General features: G+C 64.0%; 21 protein-coding genes. 11 read left to right on the top strand and 10 right to left on the bottom strand.

All coding sequences use genetic code 11. The features are described 5' to 3' along the window. Positions 1-90: 90 nt before the first annotated feature. The 3 genes from BLS91_RS02430 to BLS91_RS02420 are packed head-to-tail and all read left to right on the top strand — an operon-like array spanning position 91 to position 2,447. The gene (locus BLS91_RS02430) at positions 91-570 is read left to right on the top strand and encodes a PTS sugar transporter subunit IIA (RefSeq protein ID WP_092338891.1); all 480 of its coding nucleotides are present in this window, start codon (positions 91-93) and stop codon (positions 568-570) included. Further along, positions 567-839, top strand: a complete 273-nt coding sequence (locus tag BLS91_RS02425) for a PTS sugar transporter subunit IIB (RefSeq protein WP_092338889.1) — start codon at positions 567-569, stop codon at positions 837-839. Before BLS91_RS02430 ends, BLS91_RS02425 begins: the two co-directional genes overlap by 4 nt. A 48-nt stretch (positions 840-887) precedes the next feature. Next, positions 888-2,447: a PTS ascorbate transporter subunit IIC gene (locus BLS91_RS02420; protein ID WP_092338887.1), complete on the top strand. Its 1,560-nt coding sequence runs from the start codon at positions 888-890 to the stop codon at positions 2,445-2,447. A 70-nt stretch (positions 2,448-2,517) separates the two neighbouring features. Here BLS91_RS02420 and BLS91_RS02415 read toward each other — a convergent pair whose 3' ends face one another. Beyond that, complete coding sequence (locus tag BLS91_RS02415; protein ID WP_092338885.1) at positions 2,518-3,843, bottom strand: sigma-54-dependent transcriptional regulator family protein; 1,326 nt, start codon at positions 3,841-3,843, stop codon at positions 2,518-2,520. A gap of 143 nt (positions 3,844-3,986) precedes the next feature. Here BLS91_RS02415 and BLS91_RS02410 point away from each other — a divergent pair, with 143 nt between their 5' ends. Then, on the top strand, positions 3,987-5,777 hold the full coding sequence (locus BLS91_RS02410) for an NAD(P)/FAD-dependent oxidoreductase (RefSeq protein WP_092338883.1): 1,791 nt from the start codon (positions 3,987-3,989) through the stop codon (positions 5,775-5,777). A gap of 45 nt (positions 5,778-5,822) precedes the next feature. Here BLS91_RS02410 and cycA read toward each other — a convergent pair whose 3' ends face one another. Together cycA and ald are read right to left on the bottom strand one after the other, a co-directional pair. Further along, on the bottom strand, positions 5,823-7,289 hold the full coding sequence (gene cycA, locus BLS91_RS02405) for a D-serine/D-alanine/glycine transporter (RefSeq protein WP_092338881.1): 1,467 nt from the start codon (positions 7,287-7,289) through the stop codon (positions 5,823-5,825). A gap of 98 nt (positions 7,290-7,387) precedes the next feature. Continuing rightward, positions 7,388-8,524, bottom strand: coding sequence for an alanine dehydrogenase (ald, locus tag BLS91_RS02400; protein WP_092338879.1), 1,137 nt, complete (start codon positions 8,522-8,524; stop codon positions 7,388-7,390). Between the two features lie 284 nt (positions 8,525-8,808). Here ald and BLS91_RS02395 point away from each other — a divergent pair, with 284 nt between their 5' ends. Then, positions 8,809-10,017, top strand: coding sequence for a PucR family transcriptional regulator (locus BLS91_RS02395; RefSeq protein WP_092338877.1), 1,209 nt, complete (start codon positions 8,809-8,811; stop codon positions 10,015-10,017). Positions 10,018-10,134: 117 nt separating this feature from the next. On the opposite strand, the gene BLS91_RS02390 is transcribed toward BLS91_RS02395, so the two are convergent. From BLS91_RS02390 to BLS91_RS02375, 4 genes are read right to left on the bottom strand one after another with little or no spacing between them, the layout of a single operon-like run. After that, positions 10,135-11,112, bottom strand: coding sequence for an NAD(P)H-quinone oxidoreductase (locus tag BLS91_RS02390; RefSeq protein WP_092338875.1), 978 nt, complete (start codon positions 11,110-11,112; stop codon positions 10,135-10,137). 49 nt (positions 11,113-11,161) lie between these two features. Next, positions 11,162-11,656 (bottom strand): DNA alkylation repair protein, encoded by a 495-nt coding sequence (locus BLS91_RS02385; RefSeq protein WP_092338873.1) that lies wholly within the window; start codon positions 11,654-11,656, stop codon positions 11,162-11,164. A gap of 4 nt (positions 11,657-11,660) precedes the next feature. After that, positions 11,661-12,164, bottom strand: coding sequence for a hypothetical protein (locus tag BLS91_RS02380; protein WP_233197369.1), 504 nt, complete (start codon positions 12,162-12,164; stop codon positions 11,661-11,663). Positions 12,165-12,211: 47 nt separating this feature from the next. Then, positions 12,212-12,835 carry a LysE family translocator gene (locus BLS91_RS02375; RefSeq protein ID WP_092338871.1) on the bottom strand — a complete coding sequence of 208 codons (624 nt, stop codon included), beginning with the start codon at positions 12,833-12,835 and terminating at the stop codon, positions 12,212-12,214. Between the two features lie 169 nt (positions 12,836-13,004). Between BLS91_RS02375 and BLS91_RS02370 the strand changes: the two genes are divergently transcribed. From BLS91_RS02370 to BLS91_RS02360, 3 genes are read left to right on the top strand one after another with little or no spacing between them, the layout of a single operon-like run. Next, positions 13,005-14,159: a Fic family protein gene (locus BLS91_RS02370; protein ID WP_092338869.1), complete on the top strand. Its 1,155-nt coding sequence runs from the start codon at positions 13,005-13,007 to the stop codon at positions 14,157-14,159. A 57-nt stretch (positions 14,160-14,216) separates the two neighbouring features. Then, on the top strand, positions 14,217-14,471 hold the full coding sequence (locus tag BLS91_RS02365; RefSeq protein WP_092338867.1) for an AbrB/MazE/SpoVT family DNA-binding domain-containing protein: 255 nt from the start codon (positions 14,217-14,219) through the stop codon (positions 14,469-14,471). 8 nt (positions 14,472-14,479) lie between these two features. Further along, on the top strand, positions 14,480-14,863 hold the full coding sequence (locus BLS91_RS02360; protein WP_158252726.1) for a PIN domain-containing protein: 384 nt from the start codon (positions 14,480-14,482) through the stop codon (positions 14,861-14,863). A gap of 20 nt (positions 14,864-14,883) precedes the next feature. On the opposite strand, the gene BLS91_RS02355 is transcribed toward BLS91_RS02360, so the two are convergent. Genes BLS91_RS02355 through BLS91_RS02345 form a run of 3 tightly spaced genes read right to left on the bottom strand, consistent with a single transcriptional unit; the run spans position 14,884 to position 17,953 of the window. Continuing rightward, positions 14,884-15,186 carry an AtuA-related protein gene (locus BLS91_RS02355; RefSeq protein ID WP_092338863.1) on the bottom strand — a complete coding sequence of 101 codons (303 nt, stop codon included), beginning with the start codon at positions 15,184-15,186 and terminating at the stop codon, positions 14,884-14,886. After that, positions 15,183-16,538, bottom strand: coding sequence for an acyclic terpene utilization AtuA family protein (locus tag BLS91_RS02350; protein ID WP_198412734.1), 1,356 nt, complete (start codon positions 16,536-16,538; stop codon positions 15,183-15,185). Before BLS91_RS02350 ends, BLS91_RS02355 begins: the two co-directional genes overlap by 4 nt. Continuing rightward, the gene (locus BLS91_RS02345) at positions 16,535-17,953 is read right to left on the bottom strand and encodes a CitMHS family transporter (RefSeq protein ID WP_241983033.1); all 1,419 of its coding nucleotides are present in this window, start codon (positions 17,951-17,953) and stop codon (positions 16,535-16,537) included. The genes BLS91_RS02350 and BLS91_RS02345 overlap by 4 nt, the downstream gene beginning before the upstream one ends. A gap of 79 nt (positions 17,954-18,032) precedes the next feature. Here BLS91_RS02345 and BLS91_RS02340 point away from each other — a divergent pair, with 79 nt between their 5' ends. The 3 genes from BLS91_RS02340 (at position 18,033) to BLS91_RS19490 (ending at position 20,340) form a co-directional block, all read left to right on the top strand. Beyond that, positions 18,033-18,923: a LysR family transcriptional regulator gene (locus BLS91_RS02340; RefSeq protein ID WP_167552409.1), complete on the top strand. Its 891-nt coding sequence runs from the start codon at positions 18,033-18,035 to the stop codon at positions 18,921-18,923. 46 nt (positions 18,924-18,969) lie between these two features. Then, positions 18,970-19,479, top strand: a complete 510-nt coding sequence (locus tag BLS91_RS02335; RefSeq protein WP_092338859.1) for a hypothetical protein — start codon at positions 18,970-18,972, stop codon at positions 19,477-19,479. Positions 19,480-19,632: 153 nt separating this feature from the next. Continuing rightward, positions 19,633-20,340: a hypothetical protein gene (locus BLS91_RS19490; protein ID WP_134505178.1), complete on the top strand. Its 708-nt coding sequence runs from the start codon at positions 19,633-19,635 to the stop codon at positions 20,338-20,340. The last annotated feature ends 27 nt before the right edge of the window (positions 20,341-20,367 follow it).

The raw sequence follows: 20,367 nt of genomic DNA, 5'->3' as shown, positions 1-20,367 counted from the left end.
ATGCGCATTAGGCTCGGAGACACGGCACCAAACATTTTGGGGCAGACGACGTGGTCTTGCAGTTTGAGGGCCAGAACCAAGGAGTCAGGCATGGCAGTCAATCTCGCCGACGAACTCGACCAGGCATCCATTCGCACCCACGTCGTCGCCGCCGACTGGCAAGCCGCGATCACCCTGGCCGGCGACGCGCTCGTGGCCGGTGGCGTCACGACCGACGACTACACGGCCGAGATGATCGCTGCGGTTGACAAGCTCGGCCCCTACATCGTCATCGCACCCGGTCTGGCCATCGCCCACTCCCGCCCATCGCCCGCCGTGCTGCGCGCCGGGCTCAGCTGGGTCACCCTCGACGAGCCAGTGAAGTTCGGCCACAAGAAAAACGACCCGGTGTCGCTCGTTATCGGCCTGGCCGCCCCCGACCACGAAGGCCACCTCGAGATGATGCAGGCCCTCGCCGGGGTGCTGATGAACGCCGACCTGCTCGCCGCGCTCAAGGCGGCCGATTCGCCGGCCGAGGTTCTCGCGATCATGTCCAACCCCCAACTGCTCACAGAAAAGGCACTCTCATGAAGATCATCGCGGTCTGCGGAATGGGGATCGGCACATCCGTTCTCTTGAAAATGAACACCGAGAAGGTGCTGCGCACACTCGGCATCGACGCCGACGTTGAGGCCGCCGACATCGGCGTGGCTCGCGGCATGGCGCGCGACGCCGAGATCGTGCTGACGAGCGAAGAGCTCGCCGAGGAGATCGGCGACGTCGAGGCCCAGGTCATCGTCATCGACAACTTCTTCGACCTTGAAGAAATCTCCCAGAAACTCACCGACGCACTCGAATAATCCTGTTTCATCAACCGCACGTCTGAGTAAGAGAGGGAGCACCCCGACATGGAGTGGTTCTTAGTCATTCTGGATTTCATCGGCCAGCAGATTTTGAATGTGCCGGCCTACCTGGTGGGCATCATCACGGCCGTCGGACTCATCGCCCTGCGCCGCCCGGTCGGAACCATCATCGGCGGCAGCCTCAAGGCAGCCCTCGGCTTTCTCATTCTCGGTGCCGGTGCCGGTGTGGTTGTCGCCTCACTCACCCCGCTCGGCGACCTGATTCTCAAGGTCACCGGCGCGCAGGGCGTGATTCCGACCAACGAGGTCATCACAGCCCTCGCCGCCGAGGAATTCGGAGCGACCAGCGCCTACGTGCTCGTCGTCGGATTCATCGTCATGCTGCTTCTGGCACGATTCACCCCACTCAAGTACGTGTTCCTCACCGGGCACCACATGGTCTTCATGGCCATGATGCTCGCGGTCGTGCTCTCGGTCGGCTTCGGATCCGAGCTCAGCTGGCTCGTCGTCGTCATTGGCGGTGGCCTGCTCGGCGTGATCATGGTCGTCATGCCGGCCTTCGCCCAGCCGTGGACCAAGCGCATCACCGGCGACGACACGATCGCCATCGGCCACTTCGGAACCCTCGGCTACATCGCTGCCGGCGCCGTCGGCCAGGCCGTCGGCAAGCGCAGCAAGAGCACCGAGCACATCAACTTTCCGCAGAACCTGCGCTTTCTGCGCGACTCCATGGTGGCTACCTCGGTCTCGATGGTCGCCATCTACATGGTCTTCGCCATCTGGGGCCTCATCGCGCTTCCCCGAGCGGATGCCCTCGCTATTTTCGGCTCCGTCGACGGCGGCGCGTTCATCATGGCCGCCTTCGCCCAGGCGCTGCAGTTCGGCGTGGGTGTGGCCATCATCCTCTACGGTGTGCGCACCATCCTCGGCGAGCTCGTCCCAGCGTTCCAGGGCATCGCCGAAAAGGTCGTGCCTGGTGCCCGCCCCGCGCTCGACATTCCGATCGTCTTTCCGTTCGCGGCCAACGCCGTGCTCATCGGATTCCTGGCGTCCTTCGCCGGCGGCCTGATCAGCCTCGGTGTGCTGGCCATCTGGCTCGGACCGGTGTTTGGTCTCGCCCTGATTCTGCCCGGCATGGTGCCGCACTTCTTCACGGGCGGTGGCGCCGGTGTCTACGGCAACGCCACCGGTGGTCGTATCGGTGCCATGGTCGGTGGTTTCGTCAACGGAATCCTGATCACCATCCTGCCGGCCATTCTGCTGCTCGTACTCGGCAACTTCGGCTTCGCCAACAGCACCTTCGGTGACGCGGACTTCGGCTGGTTTGGCACGCTCATCGGCGTGAGCCTGCTCGGCGACAACACCGCCATCGGCGTGATGCTCACCGTGCTCATCGGCGTGGTGTTGGTCGTCGCTGCGATCATCTTCCAGGTCAAGGTCACCAACAAGGGCTGGATGCCCGGCGCCAAGCACACCGCCTTCGTCGACGCTATCGAAGCCGACGTCAAGGCGGCCGCTGCGGCAGCAAAGGCCGAGGCCAGGGCAGCACGCCTGGCCGCAGCCGAGACCGCGAAGACCGCCGAGCCGGCCGACAAACCGGCGTAACTTCGGCACGCAGGGGCCGCGCCGGTCGGTGCGGCCCCTGCGGGCACAACGCTCAGCGCAGGCGCCCCGGTTAGAGGCCGAGCGCGCTGTCGATGCGGCTGAGGCTAGCCAGTGACGACACATAGGCGGCATCGGCCTGGCCGGCTAGCCGCCCGAGGGCGTGTACGGCGGCGCGATCATCGCTGCCCATCTCGGTCGCGCACCACCGGCGCAGCAGCTCGGCATCTCCGCTGGCCCGAACGGATGCCCCGACCGCGCTCGTGATCTCGGCCCGCAGAGGTTCAATCGCCCGGGCGGTTGAGCGGGAGAGGAACGGGGCCGTATAGGCGGCGAGTGCTGCCGATACCTGTCCCTGGCGCACCAGGTGCAAGACCCGCGCCGCGTCAGACGTGCCGCGCAGGCCGGGGGCCAGGCGATACGGCGTTGACTGCAGCGCATCGCCGAGAACCTGCCGAATACGGTGCATTTCGATGCGGATGGTTGCCGCAGAACCGGTCTCACCGTGAATGGAGTAGGCGAGTTCGTCGGCCGTCCAGCCGCGATCCCGCGACTCCAACAGGGCCAGAATTTCCGCGCGCCGCGGCGAGAGGAGTACTCGGCGGCCGTCGGCGGTGAGAACCGCCGGGTGCTCACCCAATAAGTCGAGGGAGACCGCTGACGAGTGCCCGGCTGTCGGATTAACCGTGACCGCACCCACGGTTCTGGTTGTGCGGTCGTTCACCCGTTGTGCGGTCCGCAACAACTCCTCGGCAACGCGCACCCCACACTTGACCATGCGCACGCTGTCTGCCGTGACCGTATGGAGAGGCCCGGACACGGTGAGTACCCCCAGCACCACTCCGGTCTGCGGGTCTCGGATCGGCGAGGCCGTGCACGCCCAGGCATGATGCGAGCGCACGAGGTGCTCCGCCGAGAACAGCTGGGACGCTCGGCCGCTGAGGACAGCTTCGCTGATGGCGTTCGTGCCCACACCCGCCTCGGACCAGTCGGCCCCCTCCACGAACTCCAGCCGATCGGCCTGCCGCAAGGCCGCCCGGCTGCCGACTCGCCACAAAACCTCACCGTGGGCATCGGCCAGCACGAGCAGATGCTGACCCTGAGAGCTCTCATCAGCGAGAAGCTCACTGAGGGCCGGCATCACCGTCTGCAGCGCATGCCCGCGGCGGAGCGCCACGGCATCCGCCACCTCATGCAGGTGCCGGGGCAGATGGCGGTCGGGGTCAATGCCGGCGGCGAGTGAGCGCTGCCAGGAGTTCCACACGTCGCCGGTGATCGCGGGCGGTGGTGCACCGTCGCGGGTGTGATCGTGGGCAGCGCGGAGCATCCGCTCGTATTTGCGGGGCGAAGAAAAACGCAGGCCAGCAGCGAGAACCACGCCGCTGGGCTCTGTGGACATGCGCTGTCTCCCTCATTGGATTCGACGATGAGGCCGAGCAGAGACCAGGTGTAACGCCTGTGCAACCCCTGCGGCCGTGTACTTGAACATACAGGTCGCGCCCGACAATGGGCCGATTCTTCGCTGGTTCACAAAGGAGTGACATGCCCGATACACCAATTACTATCGTCGAGAACTGGCTCGCCCGGTTCGATACCGCCCTGCAGCACCGTGACCTCGAGGGCGCCCTCGCGCTCTTCGCTGACGACTGCTACTGGCGGGATTTCATCTCGTTCACGTGGAATTTGAAAACCCTTGAGGGTAAGAACGACATAGAACGGATGCTCGCCGCCACCCTCGACCAGGTAAATCCGCATAGCTGGGCGCTCGCCGAACCGGCAACCGGTGTAGCCGGTGCCGTGGAGGCCTGGGTTACGTTCGAAACCGGTAGTGCTCGCGGATACGCCCACCTCCGGTTGAACGACGGATTGTGCTACACCCTGCTCACCACGATGCAGGAGCTCAAGGGTTTTGAAGAGAAGAAGGGGCGCACCCGGGAGCAGGGCGTGTCGCACGAAATCACGAAAGGACGCACCTCGTGGCTCGAGAAGAAGACGGCCCAGGAGGCCCGGCTCGGTTATGAGGAGCAGCCGTATTGCGTGATCGTGGGCGGGGGCCAGGGCGGCATCGGCCTGGCAGCCCGCATGAAGCGGCTCGGTGTTCCCACGATCGTGATCGAGAAGAACGCCAAGGCGGGTGACTCCTGGCGAAATCGCTACAAATCCCTGCACCTGCACGACCCGGTCTGGTACGACCACCTGCCGTACCTCAAGTTTCCCGAGGACTGGCCCGTCTTTGCCTCGAAAGACAAGATCGGTGACTGGCTCGAGCACTACACCAGCATCATGGAACTCAACTATTGGTCGAGCACTGAATGCACCAAAGCGACTTTCGACGACGACGCCCAGGAGTGGCTGGTACAGGTCGTGCGCGACGGCACACCGGTCACCCTGAGACCCAAGCAGCTGGTCTTCGCACTCGGCGTCTCCGGGTATCCGAATACGCCGGTCTTCGCCGGCGCGGAGTCGTTCGCAGGGGAGCAGCATCACTCATCGCAGCACGGCGGCGGCGGTGACTACACCGGCAAAAAGGCCGTCGTGATCGGGTCGAACAACTCGGCCCACGATATCTGCGCCGACCTGTGGGAGCACGGAGCAGACGTCACCATGGTGCAGCGCTCGTCGACGCACATTTCACGCAGCGATTCGCTCATGGAGCTCGCACTCGGTGGGCTTTACTCCGAGCAGGCGCTCGCCAACGGGGTGACCACCGAAAAGGCTGACCTGCTCTTCGCGTCGTTGCCTTACCGTCTCCTGCCCGCCGCGCAGATTCCGGTGTTCGAACAGATGGCGCAGCGCGACGCCGAGTTCTACTCCCAACTCACCGCCGCAGGCTTCGACCTCGACTTTGGCACGGATGGTTCGGGCCTGTTCCTGAAATACCTGCGACGCGGCTCCGGCTATTACATCGATGTGGGAGCCTCGCAGCTGCTTATCGACGGTCGCGTCGCGGTGAAGTCGGGGCAGGTCGACCGCATCACGCCCGAGTCGGTGGTGCTCGCCGACGGTGCCGAACTCGAAGCTGATCTCATCGTGTATGCCACCGGGTATGGCTCCATGAACGGATGGCTTGCCGATCTGGTCTCACCGGAGGTCGCCGACCAGGTGGGGCGCTGCTGGGGATACGGGTCCGACACACCAAAGGATCCGGGGCCGTGGGAGGGTGAACTACGCAACATGTGGAAGCCCACGAACGTTCCGCAACTCTGGATTCACGGCGGCAACCTGCACCAGAGCCGGCACTACTCCAACTACCTTGCGCTGCAGATCAAAGCCCGCATGGAGGGGCTTAATACCCCGGTGTACGAGCTGCAGGAGTCTCACTACACGCGCTGAAGGGGCTGAGCCCGAAAGCGGCTTACTGGCGGCCGGTCACGGATATCAGCGGCGGAAGGCGAGTGCCGACGCCCGGTCGGCCTCCACATTCGCCCGGTGAAGTTCGTGGTGGGCGGCCAGTTCCGGGCGGCGGCGAATGATGAACCACACCGTGGCGAGCCCAATGAACCACACTGGCGTCACGAGCAGCGCCTGCAGCGTGTCGGTCTTCTGCGTGAGTGCCCAGATCAAGAAGACGAAGAAGGCCAGCAGAAAGTAGCACATGAACACACCGCCGGGCATTTTGAACTTGGAGGCCGCGTGCAGCGCCGGGCGGCGCTTGCGGTACACGATGTAGCTCACGACGATGATCGCCCAGACGAAGATGAACAGCACCGACGACATGGTCGTCACCACGGTGAACACGGCCAGGATCGACGGGTTCGCATATAGCAGCACAGCGGATACCAGCAGAAACATGCAGGAGAACAGCAGCGCGTTAGCCGGCACCTTGTGGCGACTCAGACGATGAAAGCGCCCCGGGGCTGTGCCTTCCGCCGACAGCCCGAAGAGCATTCTCGATGTGGAATATAGCCCGGAGTTCGCCGAGGATGTCGCGCTGGTGAGCACGACGAAGTTGATGACGGCCGCGGCGGCGCCGAGCCCGGCGAGAGAAAACATGGCTACGAACGGACTCACATCGGCCGTGACCTCACGCCACGGAGTGACCGCCATGATCACGATCAGGGCCAGAACGTAGAACAGCATGATGCGAATGGGGATCGAGTTGATCGCCTTGGGCAGGTTCTTCTGCGGATTCTGCGCTTCGGCGGCCGTGGTGCCCACGAGCTCGACCCCGAGAAACGCGAACACAGAGAGCTGGAAACCGGCGATGAACCCCATCGGGCCAGTCGGAAACATACCGCCGTCATTCCACAGGTTGCTGAAACGCGCCGGGGAGCCACCGGGGGACTGAAACTGCGTGAACACCATCACGAGACCCACGACGATCAGCGTGACAATGGCCACGATCTTGATGAGGGCGAACCAGAACTCGGTCTCCCCAAACGCCTTGACACTGGTGAGGTTGAAGCCCAGCAGAACCAAGACCGCCACGAGAGCGGGAATCCACAGGGGCAGGTCGGGCCACCAAAAGCTCGTGTACAACGCGATAGCGATCAGTTCGGCGATGGCCGTGACGATCCAGCAGAGCCAATACGTCCAGCTCGTGAAGAAGCCGGCCCACGGCCCCAGCAGGTCACCGGCGAAGTCGCTGAACGACTTGTATTCGAGGTTGGAGAGCAGCAACTCGCCCATGGCCCGCATCACGAAGAACAGCATGAAGCCGATGATCATATAGACGAAGATCACCGACGGTCCTGCCAGCGAGATGGTCTTGCCGGATCCCATGAACAGGCCCGTTCCGATCGCCCCGCCGATGGCGATGAGCTGGATATGACGATTCGACAGTGAGCGTGCCAGGTGCGGCTGCGCGCTGGGCGCGGATCGAGTGCTGGGTTTCAATTGCGACATCGGAGATACTTCCTTGTAGTCCAGGCGATTGGCACGGGGAGAACACGGTAAGGGATGCCGGGGTGAAATCGGCCGACCCCGGCATCCGTTACCAACGACTACACGAGGGTGAGCTCGGCCTCGGTCACGAGGTCGGTCCAGTCCGCGAGCGGCAGGTCGAGAGCCACGCTGACCGAACGGTTCGCGATCTTGCCCGCGGCGATGTTGAGCCCGCCGGCGAGGGCGGCGTCACGCTCGAACGCTGCTCGCACGCCACGGTCGGCGATCGACAGGGCGTAGGGCAGCGTGACGTTGGTCAGCGCGAGGGTCGACGTCTGCGGCACGGCGCCGGGCATGTTGGCCACGCAGTAGAAGATCGAGCCGTGCACGGCGAAGGTGGGGTTCTCGTGCGTGGTGGCGTGGGTGCCTTCGAAGCAGCCGCCCTGGTCAACCGCGATGTCGACGAGCACGGAGCCCGGCTTCATGCGGGAGACGAGCTCGTCGGTGACGAGCTTGGGGGCCTTGGCACCCGGAATCAGCACTGAGCCGATCACGAGGTCGGCTTCGGTGACCGAACGGTCGATCTCGTAGGCGTTCGAGGCTATGGTCTTGAGGCGTCCGGCGTACTGGGCGTCGAGTTCGCGCAGGCGGTCGATGTTGATGTCGAGAATCGTGACGTCCGCGCCCATGCCGATGGCCATTGCGGCGGCGTTGGAGCCGGCCACACCGGCGCCGATCACGGTCACCTTGGCGGCACGTACTCCGGGTACGCCGCCCATCAGAATTCCGGGGCCGCCGCCGGGGCGGGTCATCGACGCGGAGCCGACCTGAACGGCGAGGCGTCCGGCGACCTCGCTCATCGGGGCGAGTAACGGCAGCGAGCGATCGGCTTTCTGCACGGTCTCGTAGGCGATGGCGGTGACGCCGGCATCGAGTAGGGCGGTGGCGAGTTCGGGCTCAGCGGCCAGGTGCAGATAGGTGAAGAGAATCAGGCCCTGACGAAAGTGCACGTACTCGGCGGTGATCGGCTCTTTCACCTTAAGGATCATGTCGGCGCTCGCCCACACCTCGAAGGCGGTTTCGACGATCGCGGCGCCGGCGGCCGCGTAATCAGCGTCGGAGAACCCGGAGGCGATTCCGGCTCCGGCCTGCACGAGCACGGTGTGGCCGTGCAGCTTGGCTTCGTGTACTCCGGCGGCGGTGATCGCCACACGGTATTCGTTGTTCTTCACTTCGGTCGGAACACCAATGATCATGGGGAACTCCTACTTCTTCAGGGCGCGTCGCCGATCGACTTTGGTCAGCGTAGAAACGATAAGCCCGCGTTTTGAGGGCTGTCGCGGCAGGGCCCTGCTGATAGCGGATGCCGTGGGCTGGCCCCCGCACGTCTCACCGCCCCGGAATTAGCACTTGTCCGGGAGTTTTATTCCCGGAGATGCGCAGCATGGCCCGAGCCTCGGGCGGGCCTGGTTCGACATCTGTAGCGCCACGCCGCGTCGATTGTCGCCTGGCGTTCACACGCTTGCGTAAGATTAAACCCATGAACGCGGCCGATATCGACCGAGCGGTGGCCTTCATCGCGGCGCGCCTTGGCCGCGCCCTCTCCCTGGAAGACCTCGACGGCGGCCTGCTCGCGTACAGCGCGCATCAGGCTACGGCCGACCGCGTGCGCACGAACTTTCTGCTGAGCAAGCTCGTTCCGCCCGATGTCAGCGCCTGGCAGCTCAGCCACGGCATCGCCAGGGCCGTCAAGCCTGTTCCGATTCCGGCGAATGCCGAGCTCGGCATGTTGGGCCGGGTGTGCGTGCCGCTGCTTGCCCGGGGATTCCGAGTGGGGTATCTCTGGGTGTTGCAGCAGGATGACGAACTCGAACCCGATTCCATCGTGCAGGAACTGCGGATCATTCGCCCCGAGCTGGACGTACTCGCCGAGATGCTGCTCAATCGCACGAGCGCGGATTCCGATGGCCGTCGTGCCCGCGAGGCGCAATTTCTCGCCGCCTGCTTCGGCGACCGCGACGCCGTCGTGTCCGTGGGCGGCTGGCCGGGAGTGCACGGGCGCGGGCCGTGGCGACTGGCCACCCTGCTCGACCGGGGCAACAACGCCCGGCGCACTTCCGCCGAGAGCAACCTGCTGCAGCGGCTCTCTGCCCTGTATGCCACGCTCGGAATCAACACAGTGCTGTTCTCCGCAGGCACCGAAACGCACGCTGTTTTGCTGCTGCAAGATGTGATCGACTGCATCGACGAGTCCGAGATTCTGCGTCGGTTCGGGCTGGAAGTCTCGCGCCGCGGTGGGCAGCCGGCCGCGCCGGCCCTGCTCGGCCTGAGCGAGCCCTTTGCCGACCTGCGCCGGCTGCCCGGAGCCTACGCCGAGGCGCGTAGCGCCGTGCAGGCAGCGTGGGTGGACGCCCAGTTGGGGGCTCTGGTGTCGTTTCGCGCCATCGGGGTGTACCAGTTCCTGGCGGTTGAGGGGCGGGACGTGTCGCCGGGGGAGTCGACCCTCTACACCGAGCTGCGCGAACTCGACCCCAACGGGGAGCTGCTGCCGGTACTCGAGCTGATGTACGACAAGGACGGTTCGGTGGCCGAGGTCGCCGAGCAGTTGCACCTGCACCGCACAAGTATTTACAACCGGCTCGGGCGCATCCGTTCGCTCATCGGCGTCGATCCGCTGGGCGGTCAGGCTCGCCTTGAGCTGCATCTGGCCCTCAAGGCCGAACGCTGGGCCGGGCGCCCCCGGCTCTAGTGCCATGCGAGCGAGCAGGCCCGCGAACTCGGCGACTTGGCTGCGCAACTTGCACTGACCGAATGACCCACGGCAGTGTGCGGCGGTCGCACCGTTTGTGACCCGTGTCGTGCCCGGTCAGGGCACCAGCACGATCTTGCCGACGTGAGCGGATGATTCCAGCCGGCTATGGGCATCCGCTGCGTTCTCGAAAGAGAATCGGCCGTCGATGACCGGTCGAAACTCGCCCGATGCGATCCAGGTCCAGACCGCCGCTTCCAGCGAGCGCACGATGGCAATTCGTTCGGCGAGCGAGCGGGCACGTAGCGTGGTGGCCCAGTAGCGTGCACGTTTTTGCATGAGGCGGGCCGGATCGAAGGTGGCCGGTTCGTTGCTCTGGTTGGCAATCACCATGATGCGACCGTTGATCGCGACCGCCTCGATGTTGCGCGCCGCGTAGGCGCCGCCCATGATGTCGAGAATCACGTTGGCACCGCGCCCATCGGTAGCGGCCTTGATCTCGGTCACAAAGTCCTGCTCGCGATAGTTGATGAGCGTCTCGGCCCCGAGGCTTGCGCACATGGCGAGCTTCTCGGCGGAGCCGGCCGTCACGGCCACGCGGGCGTCCAGGAGGCGGGCCAACTGAATGGCGGTGGTGCCGATTCCGCTGCCGCCACCGTGCACGAGCAGGGTCTCGCCGGGCGCGAGTTCTGCGCTCATGAACACGTTAGACCACACCGTGGCTAGGGCTTCGGGCAGGGCGGCGGCGTCTACGAGGTCCATCGAGAGCGGCACCAGCAGCGCCAGGCCTTCGTGCACCACCACTTCGGTGGCATACCCACCGCCGGGAAGCAGCGCGCAGACCCGGTCGCCCACGCCGAAGCGGGTCACGTCATCGCCTACCTCGGTGACCACGCCCGACACCTCGAGCCCCGGCCATTCCGGGGCGCCGGGAGGTGACGGGTAGCGGCCCTCGCGTTGCATGATGTCGGCGCGGTTGACGCCCGCTGCGGCCACCTCCACCCGAATGTCGTGGGCGCCGACCTCGAGGTCGGGCACGGTTTGCATGGCCAGGGCTTCGGGCCCGCCGGGAGAGTTCACGATGATTGCGCGCATGCCCGCAGCCTACGCGACGCCCTCACGGCGGATGCCGCCGCCCGCCCCGCTACTCGCTCGCGATCCTTGCGTGCACACCGCGTGCAGCGCGGAGCAGCCAGGGGTCGCCGTCTCGCGCCCACCGCGCCAGCGCTGTATCCGCTCTGGCGCGATTCGCGCCGGTCAGTCGCTGCACGAGCGGCAGCACCACGTCGACCGTGAGCGGATCCGCGAGCTCGGGCACAGCCGCACCGCGCAGAAACCCTTCGATGCGGGTGAGGTCGTTGTTGTCGAGCCGGGTCACGTTCGCCTGCAGCAGCACGATCGCGGCGAAGCGGCGCTCGAACACCGGCACGTTCCAGAGTTCGGAACTGAGCGCGGTCACCTCGTCGTGGGTCATGCTCCTATGTCGACGGGCCAGGTCGCGAATGGTGCCACGCACGGCCCCCACCGACGACCCGTAGACCTCGAGCTCGGCGCCCAGCTGCGCCTGCCACTCGGCTGCCCGCTCCCAGGTCGCTTCGTACTGCAGCGTACGATCTACGAAGTCGCCGGCGTCGCTCATTCGTCTATTCTGCGCCGGCCGAGACTGCGCGAGCGGCCCGAATGATCACCACGATCAGGGTAAGCAGGGCAGCCGCACTCACCAGGTACAAGACCATGCCCCACGTAGTGTGATCGGCACCCGAAATCAGGAACGTGTCGGCGAGCGACATACCGGGGCCGAACGAGACGAAGAAATGCCCGGGGGCGGCAAAAACCAGCAGCACAAGATAGGCCGCGACGACCGGCCACACCCGACTGGTGCGGCGCATGGTCGCGACCAGCAGGATCACCCCGGCCAGCAGCAGCCCGATGCCAGCCCAGGCGAGGACCCCGTTTGCGCTCAGGCTTTCACCGGCGAGGGCCATGTCGGCACGAATCTGCCCGAGCGTTGCGCCCGGCACCGCCGCGAGCGGATTCCACACCAGAATCTGCAGCGCCCCGGAAATTGCATACAGCATAACGACCGCGAAGCCCACGATCCCCGCTAGTACGGCCGGACGCGGTGGTCGTGTTTCGGTGGTACTCATCAAGTAAGCGTATCGAGCATCCGTTCTGAGAAGCTGCTGCCGGCATCTCAATGCACCAGCGCCAGCAGCAGCGCGACGGCCACGAACAGCACGCCGAACGTGCGGTTGAGAATTAGCTGACCACGAGCGGTGTTCGTGAAGCGCTGAAACGATTTCGCCGCCACCGCGAAGAACAGCCACATCACCATCACGTCGATCAGCACCACGGTGACCGTCAGCACAAGGTACTGCGGCAGCAGCGGCTGCTCGGGCCGAATGAACTGCGGCATGAACGCGAGAAAGAACACGAGCGCCTTGGGGTTCAGCAGGTTCACCCACAGACCGCGGCGAAACATCGACCCGGCCGGTTCGCGCGTGCGCGGTGCAGCCAGGTCCCTCGTCGGGTCAGGCTTCTGCACCAACAGACGGATGCCCAGAAACACCAGGTAGGCGGCCCCGGCATACCGAATCACATTGAATAGCACGGGAGAATTGGCCACGAGCACGCCCACGCCGAGCGCCACCACGGCCACGTGCACCACGAGTGCCGCCTGCTGCCCGAGGATTCCCCAGATCGAGCGACGAAACCCGCTGGTCAGCGAGTTGTTCATGGTGTTGATCGCTCCCGCGCCCGGGGTGAAGCTGATCAGCACGCCTGCGCCGACGAGGGCCAGCCAGAGGGAAAGTTGCACACGCCAGCGTAGCGCGGGAGCCGGAGATCGAATTCCAATCGGCGCATCGTGCAAATAGGTTTCGTCTGAAATCAAATAGACCCACAGTGAAGACTGTCAAGAACACCGTGATTTCGGTGCGAAAAGAGGAAACAGTTCAATTGTTGTCACGCTGCGGTAAAATAGAACGGTGCATGACATCGAATACCCGGCGTTCGCGTTCGACAGCGACCTCACGCGGGAAATCATCGCATTTGAGCGTGCCCGAGCAAATTTGAGTCGGGGAACCACTCCGTCGATCATCTACTCTCAACTCAAAGAGCTGTTCCAACTACTGACCAGCATCATGTCCGCCCGCATCGAGGGAAACCGAACATCCATCTTGGACGCCGTCACCGGCGCGGCCGAAAGTAGGCTCGGTAACAGCCTCCGGCCTCAGAATGAGGGTGTCCGGGAGATCCTCAACATTCAGCGTGCGATCACGTTTATCGACGCCAACGTCGGGTCGTCGCCCGTCGACCATCTCTTTATCCGCGAACTTCATCGAATTGTCGTCGATGGTCTGTCACGGGAGGGCGACCACACGCCCGGTGCATATCGCCTGGGAGAGGTCTCCAGAGGGCATTCTGCGCATCATCCGCCGTGGCCATCTGACGTACCGGATTACATGTCCGTTTTGGTCGCATTCATCGCCCAACCACAAGCTCCGCACAATCAGCTGCTCCAAACAGCGATCGTGCACCATCGATTTCTCTGGATCCACCCCTTCGGAAACGGGAACGGTCGCGTCGCTCGATTGATCACCTACGCAATGTTGATTCAGCACGGGTTCTCCTCCTCGGCCGGCTACGGGGCTGTGAACCCCACCGCCGTTTTCGGTGCAGACCGACAGGCATATTACGACAATTTGGAACTTGCTGACACGCTTGAAAATGATGGAGTTGTTGCTTGGTGTACCTATGTTCTTCGAGGTTTGAACTCTGACTTGGCGAACTTGGCGAGACTCAGTGACGCCGAATTCGTCATTCATCAGGTTCTTGTGCCCGCTGTCGAACGACTCCGCGCTGCCGGCGGTCTGACGCTCAGGGAGGCTGAAGCACTGAGCATCGCTGCGGCGCAAACGACTGTCAAGGCGGCCGATCTCGAGAGCGCCTTTCCGGGTTCCGCGTCCAGCCGCAGCCATGCCATCAAGCGGTTGATCGATCGTGGTCTGCTCGTCCCGGTCGAGTCAGGGGCGCGGTCCTATCGACTCGCATTCGTACCGAACGACCTCACGGTCCATCTCGTTCGTCGCCTGGATATGGCCGACTTGCTTCCAACGATCCTGAAGGATCACGAGCTGTGAGCCGGACCATGCTTCTGTCACTCGCGCTTTCGCCTTACGCCACCTAAAATGTAAGTCATGAAGGCCATCGTCACCCTGAGCAGCAAAGGCCAACTAACGCTTCCCGCAGCAGTGCGCAAAGCCCTACAGCTTGAACGCGGTGATCGACTGGAAATCTCGATCGACGAAGCCAGCGGCACGATCAACATAGCGCCGGTGGCGCACATCGAAGCCCTCAGTGCACGAATCTCCAGCTACGCGACGATCGTCGAGCCCGTCACAGACGTCGACGCCTACTACCAGGAACACCGTCACGACGAGAGCGCACATTGAGCGCATCCTTGGACGCAAATGTCGTTCTTCGATTGCTGCTGAACGATGTGCCCGAACAGCACGACGCCGCTGTGGCGCTGCTTCACACGGGCGGCACCTTTGTCGTGTCCGATATCGCACTCGTCGAGACAGCGTTCGTGTTGGGGCACACGTACGGGCTCAATCGTGAGCAGCAGCGAGAAGCCATTCATGGTCTCGTGAATCTGCCCCAAATCGTCGCCAATGCCGCCCTGTTCGATCGCGTACTGGCTTTGTTCGTCGGGCATCCCAACCTGTCGTTTGAGGACTGCTACCTCGTGACGTCGGCAGAGCTGACATCGAATCAGCCGCTGTACACCTTCGACCGCAAATTGGCCAGCCAAACGGATGCTCGCCTGCTGGTGACCGCCTAGCGACCCGCGCGTCAGACTCGCTACAGGTCCAAACTCAGCAGGTGGTAGCTCAGCGTCTTCCCGTGTCCGTCGAGGGTGGGCGACCCCGTCACACCGCCGCCGAGCACGCCCGGCAGCTCGAACACGAAACCCGGCAGCTGTGGCAGGGCTGTGCGTCGCACGTCGCCGGTGACCAGATCGCCGAAGTGCGCTGCAACCACCGCGCCGGTCAGACGATGCAGTAAATACCGAAACGACTCGTCGTCGCGGGGGAACACCGCCAGAATCAGCGTCGACCCTTTGTCGCCGGTGCGAACATCCGCCAACAGATCGAGCGCGGTCATTTTGTCACCTCCAGTAGGTGCACGTCGGTGGGCACCAAATGCCGCGGAATCAGGCACGACCTGATCGACAGCACCTCGGTGGTTGAGCGACGGGCCCCGCCACCAGCGGCTGGGCCGTTCGTGTAGAGGGCCTCGACTTCCCAGCCCACGGCATCCGCTGCGTCAAAGCTGGCGGCTTGGGCGGTGACGCGCAGGCGCACTTCATGGGGGTCGCTGCGGGCGTCCAATCCACGGAATGCGGCGCCGGCGCCGATGAACTCGACGAAGATGTTCTCGGCGGCAAGGCCGTGCACCTCGCGCAGCCGCTGTCGCACGATGTCGCCGGCGAGCTCGGCGCGCTGCAGCGCTCTCGGGCCGGCATAGCTGATCTGCCCCTCGCCGAGCCAGCCGCCGCGAAAGCCGAGGGTTACTTTCAGTTCGTCGGGGCGGATGCCGCCGGTCGCGCCCTCGACGGCGACCCGGTCGGTCGCTACCTGCGAGAACGACACTCCGGTGAAATCTGCGGTGACGTCGGGTGTGAGGTACGCGACCGGGTCGCCCACTTCGTAGAGCAGCTGTTCCGCGCAGGTGCGGGTGGTGAGCGTGCCGCCGGAGCCGTCGAGCTTGCCGAAGACGGCCGAGCCGTCGGCCCGCACGTCGGCGAACGGAAACCCCAGGTAGGCCAGGTTTGGCACCGGCTTGGTCACCGGATCCGCATAGTAGCCGCCCGTGAGTTGCCCGGCGCATTCGAGAAGATGCCCGACCGCAGTTCCCGCCCCGAGCGTTGCGTAGTCGGAAGCCTGCCACCCGAATTCGAACGCGAGGGGCGCGAGATAGAGCGAAGGATCAGCGAGGCGACCGGTGATCACAACGTTGGCGCCGAGTTCGAGCGCGGGAATCACCGCACCAGCACCGATATAGGCATTTGCCGAGACGAGTTCTTCGGCGTGCTCCGACAGATGCCGACCGGTTTCCCAGACAACGGGGTTGTGGCGACGCACCTGCTCGAGCACGTCGTCGCCGGTGACGGCGGCGACACGTACCGGCCCGGCCGCGACCTCGGCGGCGGTGCGAGCCACGAGCTCTGCGGCGGCGACGGGGTTCGCTGCGCCGGCGTTGGTGACCACGGTCGTGCCGTTGGCCGTCGTGTGGGGCAGTACCGCGCGCATCCGCTTGTCGAGCAGCGGGTCAAAGCCTGCGTTCGAGTCGATCAGGCGACGGGCCTGGCCGGTGGCGACAGTGCGCTCACCGAGACACTCAAAGATGAGGTAGTCGAGCTCGCCGCGTTCGGCGAGGTCGCGGGCCGGGTCGATGCGGTCACCCGAGAATCCCGCGCCGGCGCCGAGCCGCAGCGTGCTGCGCGCGGTGCTCACGCGGCCCACAGGGGGATGACACCCGTGGCGATGGCGACGGCGAGCATGCCGAGGCTGACCAGCCAGGCCCAGCCGATCATGTGGCGAATATGCCGGCCGATGTCGACCTGGCCGAGGCCCACGAGCAGGTAGAACGCTCCGGTGAGCGGGCTGATGGGGAATCCCATTGTTTCTTCTCCAATGACTGAGGCCTGCGCGAGGTGCAGTGCGCTGATGCCGAACTGGTCGCCGACGCCGACGAGCACCGGCAGAAAGCCGAAGTAGTAGGCGTCCGGCCCGAAGACGAGGCTGAGCGGAACGCCGATGATGCCCACGATGAGCGGGAGCGCCGGCATGATCGCGTCGGGAATGAGCAACGCCGTGCTCGTGGCCATCGCGTCGATCATGCCGCTGCCCTCGAGCACGCCGAGCAGCACGCCAGCGGCGAGCAGGGTGCTCGCCATAAGCATCGCGCCCTTGGCGTGCGCGTCGAAGCGCTCGCTTTGAATCTTGAGTCCGGGGTAGTTGATCACCAGGGCGAGGCTTGCGGCGACCATGAATACCATCGCGGGGGAGGCGACGGCCGAGATGAGTGTGGCCAGCGTGGCCACGAGCAGAATGGTGTTCACCCACATGAGCTTCGGGCGAAGCAGGGTCGACTGCAGTGTCGCCTGATCGGTCGCCACGCCGCCCGAGGTGGGTTCAGTAAACAGCTCAGTCGCCATTGGCCGAGAACGGATGCCTGCAGCGTCCCCGCCGCGTGCGCCAGACCACCCGAACCAACGCGGTGCGGGGGAGAAATCGCCGAGTGCGACACGTTCCAGGCGGCGTGCTTCTCGACGACCCAGCAGGTAGGCCACACCGAGGGACATCAGGATGCCCGCGATCTGCGCCGGAATGAGCGGCACCCAAATCTCGTTGGCGTCCACGTTGATGGTGGCCGCGGCGCGGGCGGTCGGTCCGGCCCAGGGCATCAGGTTCATGACGCCGGCGCCGAGACCGACGCAGGTCGTGAGGACGAGACGACTCATGCCGAGTCGCTCGTAGAGTGGCAGCATGGCGGGGATCGCGATCAGAAACGTGGTAGCGCCGGCGCCGTCGAGGTGCGCCACGATGGCCAGGGCAGTGGTCGCCACGGTCACGGTGGCGGGCGCGCTGCCAGCGAGTTTCACGATGCGGTTGATCACAGGGTCGAACAGCCCGGCGTCGCGCATCACGCCGAAGAACAGAATGGCGAACACAAACATGGCGGTGACGCCGACCACTCCGGAGAAACCGTCCTGAATGAATCCGGCGATTTCGAGCGGTGAGTTACCGGCCACGAGGGCGGCGAGAATCGGCACCACCGCGAGTGCGATGACGGCGGCCACGTATTGCTTGAGCAGCAGCGCCAGAATGATGGCTATGGTGGCATAGCCCAAAATGGAAAGCATCATTGATCCCCTTAGGTTCTCTCCGAGTCTGCGTCACGACTACCTATGCGGGCCAACATCAGTTGGGCATAAACTCATGCAAATGAGCATAAATCTGACGGTCTCGCATCTGCGTGGCGTCGTCGCCCTTGCCGACTGCGGTAGCTTCACGGCCGCTGCACGGTCGCTCGGCCTCGCGCAATCCGCACTCAGTCGCACGATCGCCGATGCGGAACAACGTCTGAACGTGAGCCTGTTCGTGCGCACAACACGCAGCGTGCACGCCACCGCCGATGGGCGGGAGGTCGCCGAACACGCCCGCCGTATTCTGCTCGGGTTCGACGCGGGAATGCGCGACATCGAGAGTTTTCTCACCGGCGATCGCGGTTCGGTCTCCATCGCGTGCCTTCCCTCCATCGCCGCGACCTTTCTCCCGCCGCACGTTCTGGCATTTCGGCAGGCGAACCCGGGCGTGCGGGTCTCAATCAAAGACGGTCTGCTCGCGAACACACTCGCTGAGGTGCGCGCCGGCACGGTTGACATGGCGGTGGTCGCCACCACCGGTCCGCTGGCAGGACTGAATCAGGAACCCATCGGCACAGACTCGTTTTATTGCTCTGTTCCGCGTACCCACCGTTTCGCGTTGCGTGCCTCGGTCGGCTGGCAGGAGCTGGCCGGCGAGGCCTTCATTGCATTCGGCCCCGACAGCAGCATTGAGAGCATCGCCCGGCGCGCCCTTGCCGATGCCGGCGCACAACTCGGCTCGATCATTCCCGCGGAGAATGTGGGTGCTGTGGCCGGACTGGTGGCCGCCGGCCTCGGCATCACGGCTGTTCCCGGCATGGTGCTGCCGATGATGCAATTCGCCGACCTCGCGCACATTCCACTCACGCCTACGGTGACCCGCAATATTTCCATCGCTTACCTGCCTGGGCAGCGCCAGACAGCCTGCACGCGGGCGTTCATCGAGGTTCTGCGGGCTGCTCGGGCCTGAGCGTGTGTCTTCAACCGCAGCTGAGAATGTCTGACAAGATCTCAAAATGACCAACTCTGAGCTGCACAGTTTGAGTGTCGGGGAACTGATCGACACCTATTCCGGCATCCTTGACGAACTCCGCCAGCGCGGACTTATTCGCACGAAGAACGCCCCGGTTGTTGACCTCGCCGAGTACGCGGCCTCGATCGCCTACGACGGCATCCTGGAGAAGGACTCCGCCAAGTCGTATGATCTGCTCGCCGGTGACGGTCGTCGCGTGCAGGTGAAAGTGCGGAACGTCGTCGCGGATACCAGCCCATCGCAGATCTTCTCCGCGATCAGGTCTGATGGATATGACGTATGTCTATTCGTGCTCGTCATAGATAACTGGGTGACCCTGGCCAAGGAATGGTCGCCGGCTGATGTCAAAGTGCATGGACGGTATCAGGCGCACACGAACTCCGTCGTGGTGCAGGTTGGGACAGTGATGGTGAACGGCACCGATGTCACACCGATGCTGCAGTCGGCGTGGACAGACATGCGGGCAATCGTGGCCACGGCCGACGACGTCTAAATCGGCTGCCCGGCATCGTGAAGAACGATGGCTCTATCTGAACTCCTCAACATTCGACTAGCGTTGCTCGTTAGAAGCATTACGCCCCGAACTGGGTGCAGAAGCATGTGGCAATCGCCGTGGGACCAATTTCCGTACTTATAGGGTAAAAATATGCCCGAACAAGAAACTGCTCAAGTGCCTGATGAACTGTTGAAATCGCCTGACGACAATCACAATTCTCTGGCTGACCAGCCAGACCTGGAAGTGCCCGAGGGACGCGTCGGTAGCGAGTCCTCCCTAACAAGAGTTTGTTCCTCCTGCAGCGTTCAGTCTCAGACCCAGGGGGAATTCTGTCCTAATTGCGGCAAGGGCTTTCTCAAAGTGAATGCGTGGAAAAACCGAAGAGTGCGGGTGACAGCAATCGTCATTGCTGCCGTGGTGCTGCTCGGTGGGGCCAGCGCGGCGATTGCAATGACTATCGCGCACAATGATGAAGTCGTAGCCGCCGAAGCGTCTGCGAAAGCAGCAAAAGTCGAAAAGGAGAGTGCGGCAGCGCGATTGGCCGCATCGGTAAAAGCCCAAGAAGTGGCCGATGATGCCGAGCGGGCAGTTCGTCTATCGATGGTGGGTGAAGTCGAAGGTTCAATCACCACGGACGCCCAGAAAAAGGTCAGTGAGGAGACTCTCGAAGGCCCTATCCTGCGGTCGTCTTGCACGCCACTCGGAGGTGGCTCCACGGACGATCTCACGGCGCTCACTACAACATATTCCTGCATAGCGATTAGCACGGAAAATGCTGACGGAACAGCTAGCGGTTACAGATTTTCTGCGACAGTGAATTGGAATGACGGGTCATATACGTGGCACCTTGGTGACTAAGTAGGGTGTGCAAAGCTAAATCACTGC

It is taken from the genome of Cryobacterium flavum, assembly GCF_900103805.1.
Lineage (GTDB): Bacteria > Actinomycetota > Actinomycetes > Actinomycetales > Microbacteriaceae > Cryobacterium > Cryobacterium flavum.
Note: the sequence above shows the minus strand (reverse complement) of the source record. Positions and strands in the feature narration are given on the sequence as shown.

Excerpts from the sequence above, each read along its gene's own strand:
- BLS91_RS02335 (WP_092338859.1), top strand. The coding sequence starts at position 18,970 with ATGACCAACTCTGAGCTGCACAGTTTGAGTGTCGGGGAACTGATCGAC.
- BLS91_RS02420 (WP_092338887.1), top strand. The coding sequence starts at position 888 with ATGGAGTGGTTCTTAGTCATTCTGGATTTCATCGGCCAGCAGATTTTG.
- cycA (WP_092338881.1), bottom strand. The coding sequence starts at position 7,289 with ATGTCGCAATTGAAACCCAGCACTCGATCCGCGCCCAGCGCGCAGCCG.
- BLS91_RS02355 (WP_092338863.1), bottom strand. The coding sequence starts at position 15,186 with ATGACCGCGCTCGATCTGTTGGCGGATGTTCGCACCGGCGACAAAGGG.
- BLS91_RS02425 (WP_092338889.1), top strand. The coding sequence starts at position 567 with ATGAAGATCATCGCGGTCTGCGGAATGGGGATCGGCACATCCGTTCTC.
- BLS91_RS02345 (WP_241983033.1), bottom strand. The coding sequence starts at position 17,953 with ATGATGCTTTCCATTTTGGGCTATGCCACCATAGCCATCATTCTGGCG.
- ald (WP_092338879.1), bottom strand. The coding sequence starts at position 8,524 with ATGATCATTGGTGTTCCGACCGAAGTGAAGAACAACGAATACCGTGTG.
- BLS91_RS02430 (WP_092338891.1), top strand. The coding sequence starts at position 91 with ATGGCAGTCAATCTCGCCGACGAACTCGACCAGGCATCCATTCGCACC.
- BLS91_RS02415 (WP_092338885.1), bottom strand. The coding sequence starts at position 3,843 with ATGTCCACAGAGCCCAGCGGCGTGGTTCTCGCTGCTGGCCTGCGTTTT.
- BLS91_RS02365 (WP_092338867.1), top strand. The coding sequence starts at position 14,217 with ATGAAGGCCATCGTCACCCTGAGCAGCAAAGGCCAACTAACGCTTCCC.
- BLS91_RS02380 (WP_233197369.1), bottom strand. The coding sequence starts at position 12,164 with ATGAGTACCACCGAAACACGACCACCGCGTCCGGCCGTACTAGCGGGG.
- BLS91_RS02385 (WP_092338873.1), bottom strand. The coding sequence starts at position 11,656 with ATGAGCGACGCCGGCGACTTCGTAGATCGTACGCTGCAGTACGAAGCG.
- BLS91_RS02395 (WP_092338877.1), top strand. The coding sequence starts at position 8,809 with ATGAACGCGGCCGATATCGACCGAGCGGTGGCCTTCATCGCGGCGCGC.
- BLS91_RS02390 (WP_092338875.1), bottom strand. The coding sequence starts at position 11,112 with ATGCGCGCAATCATCGTGAACTCTCCCGGCGGGCCCGAAGCCCTGGCC.
- BLS91_RS19490 (WP_134505178.1), top strand. The coding sequence starts at position 19,633 with ATGCCCGAACAAGAAACTGCTCAAGTGCCTGATGAACTGTTGAAATCG.
- BLS91_RS02340 (WP_167552409.1), top strand. The coding sequence starts at position 18,033 with ATGAGCATAAATCTGACGGTCTCGCATCTGCGTGGCGTCGTCGCCCTT.
- BLS91_RS02410 (WP_092338883.1), top strand. The coding sequence starts at position 3,987 with ATGCCCGATACACCAATTACTATCGTCGAGAACTGGCTCGCCCGGTTC.